This window comes from Cytobacillus sp. ABV4_503, assembly GCF_056158445.1.
In genome coordinates this window covers 2,725,303-2,741,949 of sequence record NZ_JBSWTH010000001.1, presented here as the reverse complement: position 1 = coordinate 2,741,949, position 16,647 = coordinate 2,725,303, and the positions used below count along the sequence as shown (strand labels likewise).

Annotated in this window: 14 protein-coding genes; all 14 read left to right on the top strand. The window is 42.5% G+C overall.

The annotated features are described in order from the left end of the window. Positions 1–197: 197 nt before the first annotated feature. Positions 198–1,982, top strand: a complete 1,785-nt coding sequence (locus tag ACXAD1_RS13680; RefSeq protein ID WP_474910334.1) for a sigma-54 interaction domain-containing protein — start codon at positions 198–200, stop codon at positions 1,980–1,982. 242 nt (positions 1,983–2,224) lie between these two features. Then, complete coding sequence (locus ACXAD1_RS13675; RefSeq protein WP_474910333.1) at positions 2,225–3,205, top strand: aminopeptidase; 981 nt, start codon at positions 2,225–2,227, stop codon at positions 3,203–3,205. A 15-nt stretch (positions 3,206–3,220) separates the two neighbouring features. Then, entirely contained in the window at positions 3,221–4,738 is a 1,518-nt protein-coding gene (locus ACXAD1_RS13670; RefSeq protein ID WP_474910332.1) for a tripartite tricarboxylate transporter permease, read from the top strand. Then, a complete protein-coding gene (locus ACXAD1_RS13665; protein ID WP_474910331.1) occupies positions 4,735–5,775 on the top strand; it encodes a tripartite tricarboxylate transporter substrate binding protein in 1,041 nt (346 codons plus the stop codon). Before ACXAD1_RS13670 ends, ACXAD1_RS13665 begins: the two co-directional genes overlap by 4 nt. A 15-nt stretch (positions 5,776–5,790) precedes the next feature. Then, positions 5,791–6,237, top strand: a complete 447-nt coding sequence (locus ACXAD1_RS13660) for a tripartite tricarboxylate transporter TctB family protein (protein ID WP_474910330.1) — start codon at positions 5,791–5,793, stop codon at positions 6,235–6,237. Positions 6,238–6,356: 119 nt separating this feature from the next. Further along, entirely contained in the window at positions 6,357–7,481 is a 1,125-nt protein-coding gene (locus ACXAD1_RS13655) for a 2-keto-3-deoxygluconate permease (protein ID WP_474910329.1), read from the top strand. Positions 7,482–7,497: 16 nt separating this feature from the next. Then, positions 7,498–8,262, top strand: coding sequence for an enoyl-CoA hydratase/isomerase family protein (locus ACXAD1_RS13650; protein WP_474910328.1), 765 nt, complete (start codon positions 7,498–7,500; stop codon positions 8,260–8,262). A gap of 46 nt (positions 8,263–8,308) precedes the next feature. Continuing rightward, positions 8,309–9,304 (top strand): aminopeptidase, encoded by a 996-nt coding sequence (locus ACXAD1_RS13645; RefSeq protein WP_474910327.1) that lies wholly within the window; start codon positions 8,309–8,311, stop codon positions 9,302–9,304. 35 nt (positions 9,305–9,339) lie between these two features. Then, entirely contained in the window at positions 9,340–10,485 is a 1,146-nt protein-coding gene (locus ACXAD1_RS13640) for a CaiB/BaiF CoA transferase family protein (RefSeq protein ID WP_474910326.1), read from the top strand. Positions 10,486–10,529: 44 nt separating this feature from the next. After that, on the top strand, positions 10,530–11,057 hold the full coding sequence (locus ACXAD1_RS13635) for a gamma carbonic anhydrase family protein (RefSeq protein ID WP_474910325.1): 528 nt from the start codon (positions 10,530–10,532) through the stop codon (positions 11,055–11,057). Continuing rightward, positions 11,054–12,361 carry an aspartate aminotransferase family protein gene (locus ACXAD1_RS13630; protein WP_474910324.1) on the top strand — a complete coding sequence of 436 codons (1,308 nt, stop codon included), beginning with the start codon at positions 11,054–11,056 and terminating at the stop codon, positions 12,359–12,361. The genes ACXAD1_RS13635 and ACXAD1_RS13630 overlap by 4 nt, the downstream gene beginning before the upstream one ends. Beyond that, complete coding sequence (locus tag ACXAD1_RS13625; RefSeq protein WP_474911312.1) at positions 12,351–13,772, top strand: NAD-dependent succinate-semialdehyde dehydrogenase; 1,422 nt, start codon at positions 12,351–12,353, stop codon at positions 13,770–13,772. Before ACXAD1_RS13630 ends, ACXAD1_RS13625 begins: the two co-directional genes overlap by 11 nt. A 17-nt stretch (positions 13,773–13,789) precedes the next feature. Continuing rightward, positions 13,790–15,190 (top strand): FAD-binding oxidoreductase, encoded by a 1,401-nt coding sequence (locus ACXAD1_RS13620; RefSeq protein WP_474910323.1) that lies wholly within the window; start codon positions 13,790–13,792, stop codon positions 15,188–15,190. Next, entirely contained in the window at positions 15,187–16,485 is a 1,299-nt protein-coding gene (locus ACXAD1_RS13615) for a (Fe-S)-binding protein (RefSeq protein ID WP_474910322.1), read from the top strand. The genes ACXAD1_RS13620 and ACXAD1_RS13615 overlap by 4 nt, the downstream gene beginning before the upstream one ends. The last annotated feature ends 162 nt before the right edge of the window (positions 16,486–16,647 follow it).

Here is a 16,647-nt window from a genome sequence, read left to right as displayed (position 1 = left end):
TAGGGTGTCTTATCCATTTCTTAACTATTTTATCGATATATTTCTTTCCAAAGAGATATTAAAAAAACACTAAGACTTAATGAATATTCAGAATTTTCCAGAGGTTTTTCACATTTCGAATCGAATGATATATAGTATCTGCAATTTTATAAACTTTCCTGCTCAATAGGAGGAACTAATCTGCGAGGAGGATATAAATGGGTAATTCAATCCTTTTTGAAATTCAAGAAGAAGTGAACTTAGTGGCAGAAGCCATTAAATCTGTTTTGTCTTTAGAAGTGATTATTTATGATAAAAATAAAGTTGTTGTTACGGCCACAGGCGGGGGTACGCATGCAGTTGTGGGTGAGCCGGTTCGAGGGCATATCATCGCAGAGGTCTTAAAAACAAATCAGCCTGTTTACAACTTTGAGCCAGGTTTTCATGACGTATGTAAAAGCTGTATCCTTCATCAAAATTGCCCTGAAAAATCAGATGTTTCATATCCATTAACACATGAGGGTGAAATTGTCGGGGTTATCAGTTTAACGGCATTCTCTGAAAAACAAAAAAATGAATTTAAAGAGAAGCATCGTATTTTATCAAATTACCTCGGGAAAATGGCGGATTTGATCAGCAGCAAAATAAATGGAACATCGCTTTTAAAGAAATATTTATCCACCTCACAAATGCTGCAAGTGACGATTCAATCCATGTACGAGGGAATCATCGCTGTTGATCAGAAAGGGTACATTTTAGAGATGAATCGTTCGGCAGAAAAAATACTAAATATAAAAAAGCACAATGTTTTAACTTTGAATATTTCAGAAGTTATTCAAAACCTTCCGATTACAAAAGTTTTTTCAACTGGACAAGGATACTCTGATGAAGAATGTTCTCTTGTTGTAAATGGAAAAATGATTCAAGTCATTATCAGTGCTAACCCTCTGATCCATAACAGCCAAATTATTGGATGTGCGATAACTCTAAAAGATTTAGCTGAAGTTCAAAAGTTTGCGTATTCTATAACATCAGAGGTAGATGATTCCACATTCGATATTATTGTGGGAAAAAGCCCTGCTATATTGCAGACAAAGGCTGCAGCCAAAAAAGTTGCGGCAACAGATTCTACAGTCATCTTTTTAGGGGAGAGCGGAACGGGGAAGGAGCTTTTTGCCAGAGCACTGCACCAAGAGAGCAAAAGAGTAAATAAACCATTTCGGGCCATTAATTGTGCAGCCATTCCAGAACATTTACTGGAAAGTGAATTGTTTGGATATAGCGAGGGTGCGTTTACGGGTGCAAGGAAAAGCGGAAAGCCGGGAAAATTTGAAATGGCACAAGGAGGCACTATTTTTCTGGATGAAATAGGTGATATGCCATTGCATTTGCAAGTGAAGCTGTTAAGAGTGTTAGAAGAAAGAAAAATTGAACGGATTGGTTCGAATAATTCAATAGATATTGATATCAGAGTCGTTGCAGCAACCCATAAAAACTTAGAAAAAATGGTAGCTGACGGAGAATTTCGGCAGGATTTATTTTTTAGGCTAAGCGTCATTCCGCTTCATATTCCCCCATTGAGGGAAAGAGATGGGGATATTCTCTTCCTGCTTCAGCATTTTGTACAGCACTATGACAAAATTACTGGAAAGAAAGTGAGAGGTTTCACTCCAGATGCGGAGAATAGGCTATGTTCGTACAACTGGCCCGGTAATATACGTGAACTTCAAAATGCTGTGGAATATGCCATAAATATGGCAACTGACCACTGGATTAGAGTAGAAAACCTGCCTCCAAGAATCCGTGAACAAAATCACCTGAATGGTGATAAAGAAAATATTACTCTGGCAGAAATGGAAGAAAGAATGATAATGGATGCATTAAAGAGATATGGTGATACATTGAATGGAAAAAAACACGCAGCAGATGAACTTGGTATAAATGTAGCAACCCTATACAGGAAAATTAATAAATACGAGCTTAATCGCAAATTGCAATTATAGTTCGCAAATTGCGATTACGTTAAAAACATAGCAGATTTGTCTTTTCTTTATAATTTGGACAGATCTCCTATGTTTTTTTTGCAATTTGCGAACAATGGATCATGATGGTGTTTTCAATAATATAGAAGTTGTCCTGTAAATCCCTTATATACAGGGGGGTTAAAGGAAAATATAGAAAATTCACAACTTGGCACGGTACTTGCATTCTAACTAGTTGTAGTAAGAAAACGAGGGGGAGTGCAATGAAAATCATAAATAAAATGTTCATGATAAAGTCCGTTCAGACTTTATTGCAGACATGTTTAAATGTAAAGCCTGGAGAAAACCTATTGATTCTAACGGATACAAATACGACAGAAATTGGAGAGGTATTCGCACTTGTTGGTAAAGGGATGGGAGCAGAAGTTGTGATGACAATCATGAATCCCACCACAAGGCATGGCGATGAACCGCCAAGAATCATTGCAGAAGCAATGAAAGCAGCTGATGCGATCGTTGCTCCGACAACTTTTTCTATTAATCATTCAAGTGCCAGAAAAGAAGCAAGTAATGCAGGAGCAAGATTAATATTTATGCCGGATGCAAATGAAGAGGTTTTCTTAGATGGTTCGCTGGATATCGATTATTTTGCACAAAAGAAAATAATCGATAAAGTATCCGCCATTCTCGCAGAAGGAGAAAGATTGAGCATCACAACCCATTTAGGTACAGAGCTTTCCATGTCCATATCAGGACGCCATGCCGTTCCTCAAACTGGAATTTGCCATGAACCTGGAAGTATCTCACCCCCTCCTTGCATTGAAACAGCAGTGGCACCAATAGAAGGAACGACAGAAGGAGTCATGTACATTGATGGGGCCATTGTGCCGGGCAGAGCCTGTGAAGAGCCGGTTAAAGTCGTCTTTAAAGAAGGAAAAATCATTTCCATTGAAGGTAAAGAAGATGCTGAAATGCTTAAGCAAACGCTGGAAAGTTATAATCATCCCAATGTATATTGCGCAGTGGAAATGGGAATTGGCATGAACCCAAAGGCGAAAATTGGCAGAGGAGGCCAGCTGGAAGACGAGGCAGAGTTCGGAACAATGCATATTGGAATTGGAAACGGAATTACATTTGGAAGCAGTATCAGAGCCCCGGGGCATTGTGACTTAGTGATCCGAAAACCGACGATTAAAGTGGATGGGAAAATCCTAATGAAAGACGGAGAACTCTATATAGAGTAGGGGGAGGAGGTTTATTTGGGAGAATTAAGTCTAATCGGCGAATCACTGGCCAGTTTCTTTACAGTTAAAATCATGCTTTTGTTTCTTTTTGGCACAGTTGCCGGAATGGCAGTAGGGGCACTTCCGGGTCTCACCACTACCATGGGAGTATCCTTGCTAATTTCATTTACCTGGGGGATGGAATGGATTGAAGCAATGGTTTTAATTGTTTCGGTTCATATAGGAGGAACCTATGGAGGGTCCACGCCAGCCATCTTCTTAAATATCCCGGGTACGCCTGCCTCAGCTGCAACTGCTATGGATGGCTATCCAATGGCCCAGCGGGGGGAAGGAGGCCTGGCAAGAGGACTTGCAACCTTCCAATCCTTTTTAGGTACGATTCTGGCAGCTGTTTTATTTCTGATAGGGGCGCCGCTCCTGCTGGATCTAAGTATGAATTTCGGATCATGGGAGTATTTTCTGCTTGCTATGTTTGGAATTATTCTCAGTGCAAATCTAACGGCTGCATCATTGTCGAAAGGTCTTATTTCCGGGGTCTTAGGATTAGCGCTTGCCACTGTAGGCATGGATAAGATCACTGGCGCCCAGCGTTTTACTTTTGGAGAAAGTGCACTCATGGATGGTTTTAGTCTAATTGCAGTTTTAATCGGAGTATTCGGAATAGCTGAGGTAATCGACTCTATTATGCAGCTGAAGAAGCCTTTAAAAGCGGAGAAATTCCAATCAATAATTCCACCGTGGAAGATGTTAGTAAAGTTTTTGCCCGCTGGCGGAAGATCTTCTGTTATAGGAGCAGCGATAGGAGCGATACCGGGGGTTGGGGCTGATGTAGCTGCCTGGGTTTCCTACGATGTGGCCCGCCGGAGAAGCAAGAAGCCTGAGACTTTTGGCAAGGGAAATCCAGAAGGAATCGTTGCTGCAGAAACGGCGAATAACGCTTGTGTGCCAGGTACATATATACCGATGTTAATACTTGGTATTCCTGGTGATGCAGTCACGGCAGTTATTATAGGAGGGCTTTTGCTTCACGGATTGCAGCCGGGTCCGCTTTTACTGACACAAAATCCGGACATATTAAATCAGTTTTTTATCATTTTAACGATATCTGCTGCGTTTATGCTTGTGTTTGGATTATTTTTTTCTTATTTGTTTCAGAAAATCCTATCTGTTCCCAGAAGTATAGTTTTGCTGATTGTAACGGTATTTAGTGTGGTAGGGACATTTGCAGTAAACAACAGGCCATTTGATATTGGAATTATGTTTCTTTTTGGAATCATCGGTTTTCTTATGCGTAAAGTCGGGCTGGCTGCCCCTCCTTTAGTGTTAGGGTTGATCCTTGGTTTAATGGCGGAACAGAATTTCCGAAGAGCCATGGTGAGTGCGGATTATTCGTTCGGGCCATTCTTCACACGCCCAATTAGTCTTTTCTTGCTGTTCTGTATTGTATTTCTGCTGTTAAATCAAAATTCATTCCTGACAAAACGCTTAAAACATTTGTGGGGGAAAATAAAGCCTAAGGGGGCAAACTTATGAAACTAAAAATGATGTTTCTGACTTTATTTTCAGGGGTTCTGATATTAGGTGCCTGTTCTGGTAATCAATCAAATCAAAAGGCTTCTGGCAGCAAGGAAGCAGAAGGTGCATACCCTTCAGAGCCAATAGAAATCATTGTTGGTTTTGGTGAGGGAGGCGGTACTGACACAATGGCCCGGACCCTGCAGCCAATCCTTCAGGAGGAATTAGGGGAATCCATTGCAGTGAGAAATATGCCTGGAGCCTCCAGTGCATTGGCCCTTGAATATGTTAACCAACAAGAGTCTGACGGACACACCATCCTATTTCAAACAGATCTGGTCCGTGTATTTCCAACAATGGGCATGACTGATTTAACATACAAGGATTTCGAGCAAATTGGAATTGGCTCAATGGGGATTGCCAATTTTACAGTTAAAGACAAATCTGACCTGAAAACCTTTGATGATGTGGTTCAGCTATTAAAAGATGGAAATGCGAAGGTTGGTGTAGCTGCGATTGGGGACCCCTGGCACCTCACTCTGGAGATAGTGAATAGTGTCGTGGGTGGAGATGCCGAAATTATTACGTATGATTCTGGTTCAAATGCTGCTATGGCTGCCATGAAAGGTGAGGTAGATTTTTCAATCAGCGGGGTTAACGAGGTAGTGGATCTGCTTCGGGCAGGGGATTTACGTTCACTGGCTGTTATGGATAATAAACCGTTTGAAGTGGATGACCTTGAATCAATCCCGCCCGTCACTGATTTTGTTTCTGATTTGAAAAAATATGTACCGGAAGGAACCTGGTGGGGGCCAGCTGTGAAGCGCGGAACTCCAGAAGAAATTGTTAATAAGTTAAGGGATGCATACAACAAAGCAATTAGCAGCGATGAATTTAAGGAATTTGCAAAGAAAAGGGCAATTGTCCTCACAGATATTGAAGATAGTCAAGAATATACAAAAGAAATCACGGAAAAAACAAGCTGGCTGCTTTGGGATATTGGTGTGGGAAAACGGTCACCGGAAGATGTAGGAATTAGCCGGCCAAAAGAGTGATGGAAAGGAGAAAAGATGCGGATAAATAAAGATTATCTTTTGGCGGGAATTGTTTTCGCGATTGGACTCTTTTTTGTAATAGGCAGCTATAATTTCCCGCCAGGAGAACATTTTTTAAATTCATCTCGTTCATTTCCCATGCTGCTCGGCTATAGTTTGATAGGTCTATCAATCTGGCAGTTTGCCCAAACGTTCAGAAAGAAAAAAGAGGAGGAAGAGGAAACAGCTTCTGCCTCCATTCAGGAAGTTAAAAGAGGGATACTATACCTGCTTTTAACAGTTGTTTATATCTTTCTGTTAATACCTTTCCTAGGGTTTCTGTATTCTACTTTAATCTTTTTACTCATTGGCATGCTGTATTATAAGGAAGTTCGCTGGTATACGGCCACATTAGTATCCATAGGGATGATTGGATTCATATATGTGGTGTTTGAAAAACTCATGTATATTCGATTACCTTGAAAAACGAAATTATTATTTACACTCCTAAATGATCCAATGATTCAATGAAAGATGAAGAGACAGGATATAAAGAGTTTGATTTAAAAGGATATCAAATAATAGATATGGCGGTGATTTAAATGAGGATAAAGCAAACAATTGAAAAAGTGCCCGGAGGTCTGATGGTCATCCCGCTGTTGCTTGGCGCTTTATTTAATACGATTGATCAGCTTCACATTCCATTTATAATGAATTTCCTTAAAAGCATAGGGGTATCGCCGGTTGAAGAAGGAATTTATGAGTTTATGAAAATCGGAGGGTTCTCAGAAGCACTCTTTAAAACAGGAACGTTAACACTCATTGGCTTGTTCTTATTTTGTGCAGGCAGCCAGATGAATTTGCGTGTAGGCGGAAAGGCCTTAAAGAAAGGAATTCTATTAACAGGAAGCAAGTGTTTAACCGGGATTGCGATCGGTATTTTATTTGGAATGTTTTTTGACCCAATGAACGGTCTGCTTGGATTATCTACCCTGGCTATTATTGCCGCCATGACCAATGGAAATGAAGGAATGTATGCGGTTTTGACAGGGCAATACGGGAATCGGTCAGATGTTGGTGCCATTTCAGTTCTAACTCTGAATGACGGTCCTTTTTTCACCATGCTGGCTTTGGGGATGGTTGGTGTTAATTTTCCTTTAATCGCATTCATAGCTGTCCTGCTTCCAATTGCTTTAGGAATGCTGTTAGGAAATCTGGATGAAGACATTCGGGAGTTTTTAAAGCCGGGTGAAACGCTGCTTGTACCATTCTTTGCTTTCTGCCTTGGCGCAGGGATGAATTTCATGAGTTTCTTTAATCCTGAAGCTGTTTGGGGAGGTTTAGCTCTCGGGTTTGCCACAGTCATTTTTACCGCATTAACCGGAATCCTGGTCTATAGGCTTTTTGGAGAAAAAAGTACGATTGGCCCTGTTGCAGAAGCATCAACTGCAGGGAACGCAGTGGGAACACCTGCTGCAATCGCAGCGGCAGCATCAGTGGCAGCGGGTGCAGGTCTGATGACGGTGGAGAAGGCTCAAAGTTTTCAGGAAATTGCTAATTTAGCAACAATACAAATTTCCATTTCTACTATTACTACCTCGATATTATGCCCAATAGCCGTCATTTTATGGGATAAGTATCAAAGAAGCAAAGGGATTGATGGCCGTCTGGAGGATATACCCAGCAAAAAAATAAAAATCTCTGCTGAGCTCGAACAGGAATCATAGAAGGGTGATGAAAAGTTTGGAAAAAATCCATACTGAGATATCTGATTTTGTTTGCACCATTACCATTAAGAATCCGCCAATGAATATCTTGACAAAAGAATTCCGGGAAGAGTTCGTTCCCTATATGGAGAAGCTGAAAACCTCTTCGGATGTCCGGGTTATTGTCCTTACCGGGGAAGGGGATCGGGCCTTTTGCGCAGGAGCCGATTTAAATGAAGAAGGAGAGCTGACTCATGAATCTGTCCGGCAGTTCTTAGAAGAAGATTGCAGGATTTACGATATTGTCAATGAAATGCCCCAGCCAGTGATTGCTGCTGTTAATGGCTATGCATTTGGCGGAGGGTTCGAGCTTGCCTTAGCCTGTGATATTCGCATCATGTCGGAACGTGCCAAGCTTTGTGCAGCAGGGGTAAAGGTTGGACTGGTTGTCGGACCAACCCGGCTAGTCAGGCTATTGGGTGAAGCTTATGCCAAAGAAGTGATATTGACAGGCAGAACGATAACAGCTGAAGAGGCATTTCAAAGAGGTTTGGCGACCAGGGTGGTATCCCCTGACAATTTATTAACAGAAGCAATGGAATGGGCAAAGCTGATTGCTTCCCGTGCTCCGATCGCAGTACGACATGCGAAGAACACGATTCAGAAAACCATGGATTTTGAGTGGCAGGAAGCAATGAAACAGGAATTGGATGCATTTATTGAATGCCAGGATACCTGGGATCACAAGCATGCGATTGAATCATTCTTTAACAAGAAGCAGCCAGCTTTTAAAGGGATGTAGGTTTGAACTTTACAAAAATTGATGAATCAGGGAGTTGTTTTAAAAGATGAAAGAAGCACTAATGTACCCGGCAGCAGCAGCACTCGTAAAAGTTCTGGCAGGTGTTAAGAGTGGGGAAAAAGTAGTAATCTTAACAGATTTTTTAACAGATGGAATCACAAAAATTCTGGCTTCTGTTGTCTGTTCACTGGACGCTGAGCCCATCACGATCTCAATGCCGCCAAGGAAAGGGCATGGAGATGCATTGCCGGATGCAGTCGCAGCGGCTATGAAGGAAGCAGATGTGATCATCGCACCGACAACCTATAACATTGCCCATACAAAAGCCCGGCATGATGCACAAAGGGCTGGAGCCAGAGTATTAATCTTACCTGAAGCACATGAAGACATTTTATTAAGCAAGGGGTTAAAAGCTGACTTTGCTGCACTAAAACCTCAAGTCGAGAAACTGGCAGACATATTGACAGCTGGTGAATCTGTCCATATCACGACATCCCTTGGCACAGATTTAAGATTTTCCATCAAAGGCAGGTCAGGTAGAGCTCTAACAGGGTTTGCAAACAGTACGGATGTTTCGGCAGCTCACTGCATCGAATCCAGCATTGCTCCGGTTGAAGGAACCGCTGAAGGAATTTTAGTGGTAGATGGGAGTATTCCAGGGGTTGGTCTAATTGAGACTCCTGTTGAAGTAGTGTTTAAGGAAGGAAAGGCGGTATCGATTACAGGAGGCAGAGAAGCTGAGCAATTCAGGAAAATATTGATGGAGAAGAATGATGAAGAAGGAAATATTTATTTTGCCGGTGAGTTTGGCATTGGCATGAATCCTGAATGTGAATTGGAAAACAGTATGCTAAGTGATGAAGGTGTTTATGGAACGATCCACATTGCTCTAGGTACCAATGCATATATTGGGGGTACTGTTAAGGCCAAAGGGCATTACGATATGGTCGTAAAGGACCCTCGGGTCGAAATCGACGGCAAACTCATTCTGGACAATCAGGAACTCTATTTATTTGAAGATAAAGCCTTAAATAGACTTTGAGAGTGGAATCCATTTAATAGAAGGAGATGGTTTGAATGAGTGCATTGGAAGGCATTAGAGTAATTGACTTAAGCCAGGTCATGGCTGGGCCTTATTGCGGAATGCTGCTGGCCGATATGGGAGCTGATGTCATAAAGGTTGAACCGCCAAAAGGTGAAAGCACCAGAAGATGGTCCCCTTATAAGGAAGGGGAAAGCGGTGCGTTTATGGCGATAAATCGGAACAAGCGCAGCATAACGCTTGATTTAAAAGATGGCGAAGATCAGAAAGTGTTTTATAAGTTAATTGAAACCGCGGATATATTGATCGAAAATTTCCGCCCTGGTGTTGTGAAGCGTCTGGGTGTTGACTATGAAACACTTAATCAGATTAATCCGAAACTGATCTACTGCTCTATTTCTGGATTCGGCCAGTATGGTCCATATTCATCACGTGGCGGCTATGACTTAATCGCACAGGGAATGACCGGAATTATGAGTGTGACAGGTGAACGGAATGGCAACCCGGTTAAATGCGGCCTTCCGATTATAGATTTGGGTTCAGGCCTGTTTTCTGTCTATGGCATCTTATCTGCATTGTATTCCAGGGTTCATTCCAATGAGGGGCAGTATATTGACACTTCTTTATATGATACTGGTCTCGCATTATCGGTTTGGGAAAGCACCCAATATTGGTTTACGGGAGAAACACCTGCACCTACCGGAAGCGGACACCGCTTGTCTGCTCCTTATCAGGCATTTCGGGCAAGCGATGGTTATTTTACAGTTGGTGCAGATACTCCGCATCATTGGCCGGTATTCTGCCAGATCATCGGAAGGCCTGAGTTCTTATCTGATGACCGATTTGTTGATGACGCCTCCCGGATTCAGCACTTAACTGAATTTGTCAGATTAATTGAAGAGAAAACGAGTCTGCATCCGAGACATTACTGGCTGGAAAAATTCGAGAAAGCGGGAATTCCTGCTGGCCCCATAAATACCTATCCCGAATCTTTAACTGACCAGCACACACTATCCAGAAGAATGATAGAAGAGGTTGTGCACCCTGTTGCCGGGAAAATAAAAGCATTAGGGATTCCTGTCAAACTATCAAAGACTCCTGGAAAGGTTGCGAAAGCTGCTCCTGTGCTGGGAGAGCATAAGGAAGAGATCTTAAAAGAATTAGGACTCGCTGCTAAATAAGGTGTGATAGATTAATCTGATTTTCATTAAGGAGTAGGATATGCATGATTGAACAATTAAAAGGGCGGGTTCCTTCCATTCATGCCGAAACCATGATTCATGGCTCGGCACAAGTGATTGGCGACGTCAGAATAGCCAAAAATGTCAGTGTATGGCCTCAATCAGTCTTAAGAGCAGATGATGATAATTTTATCGAAATTGGTGAAGGAAGCAATATTCAGGACGGCTGCATCTGCCATGTGACACCTGAGGCTCCTTTAAGGATAGGGAAAATGGTTACAGTAGGGCATGGAGCCATTTTACATGCCTGTACGATCGAGGATGGAGCTTTGATTGGCATTGGTTCCATTATTTTAGATGGGGCTGTCATTGAAAAGGGAGCACAAGTTGGAGCGGGTGCGTTAGTTCCTCCAGGGAAAGTGATTCCTAAAGGCAGTTTAGCTGTTGGAGTTCCTGCCAAAATCGTGCGTGAACTAACAGAGAATGAAGTACAAGACCTGAAAAAAAATGCAGAAGAATACATCGAGCTATGGAAACGCGATTATCGTGAAGAGAGTGAGGAGTCATTATGATTGAAGAGAATAAAAGTTTAGCAGAAAGAGGCGACCGTGTTCTGCCCCCTGCTGCCAACAGAGCAACGAAGATAGGTGTAACGAAAGCATTCGGCTCAACCCTGGAAGACGAGAACGGAAAGAAATATCTCGATTTTGCCAGCGGTGTCGGAGTAAATAATGTTGGACACTGCCATCCCGAGGTAATTGAAGCAGTGAAGCAGCAGCTGGATGCCATGATTCATGTTGGCCATAATGTGGCCTACTATCCATCCTATATTCAATTAGCGGAGGAACTGAACGAATTAACCGGAACACAGAAAATGGTGTACTTTTCAAATAGCGGAGCAGAAGCGAATGAGGGAGCAATCAAATTAGCGAAAAAAGCGACAAAGCGTCCAGCCATCCTATCATTCAAACGGGGATTCCATGGACGCACACTCGCAGCGACATCGATTACTTTCTCAAGCTCAGCTTATCGTCAGGATTATGAAGGCCTTCTTCCAAGCGTATATGCTTGTGAATATCCATATTCTTTTAGAACCGGGCTAAGTTATGAAGAAGAGACGAAAAGGTGTATTCAAAGCATTAATGAAGTATTTCAGTATCAAGTTGCTCCATCCCAGGTGGCGGCCATAATCCTTGAACCTGTACAGGGAGAGGGAGGGTATATTGTACCCCCGAAAGAATTTTTGAAACAAATAAGAGAAATATGTGATCAGCATGGGATATTGCTTATTTTTGATGAAGTTCAGACCGGTTTCGGAAGAACAGGGAAAATGTTTGCCTATGAACACTTTGGAGTAGAGCCGGACATTCTTACATTAGGAAAGGGAATTGCTTCAGGCTTCCCTTTAAGTGCCATCATTGCCAAGAAGGAAATTATGGAAAAATGGGAGCCGGGAACACATGGAGGCACTTATGGAGGAAACCCTGTTTCCTGCGCGGCAGCCTTGGCTTCCATAGAAATTTTAAAAAGGGAAGGAATAGATAATGCCCAAACTTTAGGGGGATATCTGAAACAGCAATTATATGATTTACAGTCAGAGTTTGCCGGTATTGGCGATGTTAGAGGTCTGGGCCTGATGATTGGCATAGAGTTCACGGATGAAAAAGGCCGCCCGGATGCCACCACTGTAAATTGGCTGAAGAATTATGCTTTAGAACACGGAGTCATTCTTTTAACCTGCGGTACTGAGAAGAATGTTTTGCGGTTTATCCCGCCAGTAACGGTATTAAAAAAGGAACTTGATCAGGCAGTTTCTGTACTGAAAGAAGGATTGCAGCAACTTGCTAAAAAGGAGAACGGTCATGCTGTATATTAATGGAGAATGGAAATCTTCATATAAAAATAAATCGATTACGGTGTATAATCCTGCTACTTTAGAAAAATTCGGTACTGTCGCTTATGGAGGAAAGGAGGAAACCGAGGAAGCCATCCAGGCCGCATCCGCTGCCTTTCAAGACTGGAGGAAAACAAGCGCAGTTGAGAAATCGCAATATCTTAGAAAGATTGCCGATTGTCTAAGAGATAGAGAAGAAGAACTGGCAGTAACCATTACGAAAGAGATGGGTAAACCCCTGAAAGAATCACTTGGTGAAGTCAAACTGGCGATCTCCTATATGGATTGGTATGCAGAGGAGGCCAAGCGTATTTATGGTGAGACAATTCCAGCTTCCAGCCGAGATAAGCGCATACTGGTACTGCAGGAGCCGGTTGGAGTGACGGGCGCGATTACACCATGGAATTTTCCTGCCGCCATGGTTACCCGCAAAATTGCCCCAGCGTTAGCTGCCGGATGTCCTGTCATCCTAAAACCAGCTTCAGCTACACCCTTAACGGCAGTCAAAATATTTGAAGCCATTCATCAGGCTGGTCTCCCAAAAGGAGTAGCCAATTTGATTATTGGACCTTCTAATGAGATTGCCCAAACGTTATTAGACAGCAAGCAGGTGCGAAAACTGACTTTCACAGGTTCAACGGAAGTTGGGAAAAAGCTGATGAGGGACGCGTCCAATACGGTCAAAAAAGTTTCAATGGAATTAGGCGGTCATGCCCCTTTTATCGTATTTGAGGATGCTGATTTAGAGAAAGCTGCAGAAGCAGCGGTTGCCAGCAAGTTCAGGAATGCAGGGCAAACGTGTGTATGCACAAACCGAATTTATGTTCAGAAAGAAGCCGCAGAGGAATTTACCCGCTTGTTTGCAAAAAAGGTAAATCGTCTGCAGATCGGGAATGGCATGGATGATGATACAGATATTGGGCCATTAATTAATGAAGAGAGCCTTGATAAGGTCATTGAGCATGTGGAGGATGCCAAAGAAAAAGGCGGTGTGGTTATTTGCGGAGGGTCCCAGGCAGATATGAATGCCAAAGGTGTATTCTATCAGCCTACTGTTATTCAGCATGCAAATGAGTCGATGAAGATTGCAAGAGAAGAAACGTTTGGCCCAGTGGTACCGATTTTCACCTTCGAAACGGAAGAGGAAGCAATCGAACGGGCAAATCATCCAGAATACGGACTTGCATCTTACTGCTTCACTTCTGATTTAAATCGCGCCTTCCGGGTAATGGAATCTCTCGAATATGGCATTATTGGCATTAATGATGCGATGCCGACAACAGCACAAGCCCCGTTTGGAGGAATGAAGGAAAGCGGTGTAGGAAGGGAAGGGGGCAAGTATGGGTTGATGGAGTATCTGGAAGAGAAGTTTGTGTCGCTCAATATTGGATAACCAAAGGGGCCATCAGAATGGAATTATTAATGAAGGAAATAAGAAGCATGATACCTTCAGACCAAATTTTAACAAGTTTGGCTGATCGATATAGTTATAGTTATGATGCTTCATTCGGCAGCTATCTTCCTGAAGTGGTCATCCAAGTGAAAAATAAGGAGGAGATTTCTTCACTTTTGAAATTGGCCAATACATTTAATATCCCGGTATACCCAAGGGGACAGGGGACTTCTTTAAGCGGAGGTCCTCTCCCTGTTAAGGGGGGAATGGTTTTAGACATGTCCCAATGGAATGGTGATTTAAAAATTTATCCTGATGATTTGGTGGCAGTCGTATCACCGGGTGTACTGACAGCGAACATCAATCAGGAAGCAGAAAAGTTTGGACTCATGTACCCTCCTGATCCAAGCAGTGCCCATGTATCAACAATTGGAGGGAATTTAGCGGAAAACTCCGGCGGGCCAAGGGGCTTGAAATATGGGGTAACGAAGGATTATGTTATTGGTTTGGAAGTGGTGACCCCTGAGGGAGAAATCATTAGAACAGGCGGAAAGACAATAAAAAATGTAACTGGGTATGACTTAACAAAATTGATCGTTGGATCGGAAGGCACGCTTGGCATCATTACGGAAGCAACACTGAAATTAGTGCCAAAGCCACCAGCATCAAAGACCATGATGGCTGTTTTTGATGATCTTGTCCAGTCAGGACAAGCGATTTCGAAAATATTAACTTCCGGAATCCTTCCGGCCAAAATGGAAATAATGGATCAGTCTTCCATAATAGCTGTGGAGAACTATCAGCCGCTGGGGCTCCCTGTTGATGCAGAAGCCATACTCTTAATAGAACTTGATGGCCATCCTCTGGCTATTGAAGAAGAAATGAAAAAAATAGAAGTGATTTTTAAAGGCTTTGAATCTGTGAAAGTGAAAATAGCAGAAAATCAGGACGAAGCACAGAGCTACTGGAGAGCAAGAAAGCTGGTTTCCCCGGCTATTGTAAAGATAAAACCAACGAAAGTATCTGAAGATGCAACAGTACCCCGCAGCAAGATTCCCGATATGTTCCAAAAACTAAAGGAGATCCGGGAGAAATATGATATTCATTTAGTCGTGTTTGGGCATGCGGGTGACGGAAACCTTCATCCAAATATTATCTGTGATAAAAGGGATACGGAGGAAATGATCCGGGTTGAAAAGGCAGTTGAGGAAATCTTTAGAGCTGCTGTTGAACTGGGAGGGACACTCTCCGGTGAACACGGAATTGGAACATTGAAAGCTCCTTTTATGGAAATGGAATTAGGTGCAGCCGGCTTGGATATGATGAAACGAATTAAACAAATATGGGATCCCAATAACATCTTAAATCCCGGTAAAATCTTTCCTGAAGAAGGACAAAAGCTGGTGCTTAGGGAATGAGTACGGCAGCCGGCCTAAAAGACAAATTACATTATAAGGAGACATTTAATTGTGTCCAATGCGGATATTGCCTGCCGGTTTGCCCGACATACGAAACGATGAAGAGCGAGGTGCATTCGCCGCGTGGGCGCATAAATCTTGTCAAAATGCTGGCAGAAGACAAGATCAAGGCAGAGGAACTGAGGGAACCAATCGAAAAATGCCTGGGATGCCGCGCCTGCGAAACTGCCTGTCCCACCAGTGTTCAGTATGGGAAGATTTTAGAAGGAGCAAAAGAAGTTCTAGAATTTGCAGAGCAAAAATCGAAAGCGCAAAAAATAAGTGAATCATTGATTTTTGATCAAATGTTTCCATCAAAAAGATGGATGAATACAATTGGAAATCTTTCATGGTTTTATCAAAAGTCCGGGCTTCAAAAAATGGCACAAAGAACAAGGATAACTCACCTTGCTCCGCTTCACCTGGGGAAATTTGAGTCCGTTCTCCCGGATCTTCCATCTCCCTCAGAACGGAAAAACATGGCCCGCCTCTTCAAAGCCATTGGTTCCAGGAGAGTTACTGTTGGATTTATTACCGGCTGTGTCATGGATGCCATCTTCTATGAGACGAACAGGAATACAATCGACCTGCTGACCAAGGCAGGAGCCGACGTACTTATTCCTGAAAATCAGACGTGCTGTGGAGCGCTTCATGCACATGCCGGAAAAATAACGAACGCTAAAGTTCTGGCCAAACGGAATATAGAGACATTTGAAAAGGAAGAGGCAGACTATATCGTTAACAATGCTGGTGGATGCGGTGCGACTCTTTTGGAATATGGTGAACTATTTAAGGGAGACATTGAGTGGGAAAGCCGTGCACAAGCTTTTTCTAATAAGGTAAGAGATATTTCACAGGTGCTATCTGAATTAGACGGTTTGAGCTTTACAAAGGAAGTGAATGGAACAATAACCTTTCAGCCATCCTGTCATATGATCAATGTCCAAAAGGTAAAAGATGAGCCACTATCTTTGTTAATGCAAGTAAAAAGTAAAGGGTACCGTGAAATGAATGACAAAGAACGGTGCTGCGGTTCTGCTGGCATCTACAATATTGTTAACTATGAGGATTCCATGGAGATATTGGACAGTAAAATGAAAAATGCGAAAGACACAAATGCATCTATGATTGTAACTTCAAATCCAGGCTGCCTGCTGCAGATGAAATTAGGCATTCAAAGGGAAGGGCTGGAGAAGAGTGTAAGAGCTGTACATCTTGTGGATTTGCTTGTTGAGGCTGGGGCGGTTTCTAAATGATCAATGAATTATAAAAATGAAGTAGCTACAATGGATTTAACAGTCATCCCCATACTTTTAAACACACGGTTTCATGAAAAAAGTGGGTAGCATCCGCACAGTGAGAAAACTGTGCGGTTTTTTGTGTTAAAGTTTTTTTGCTTTAATGTGGGTGGGGACAGG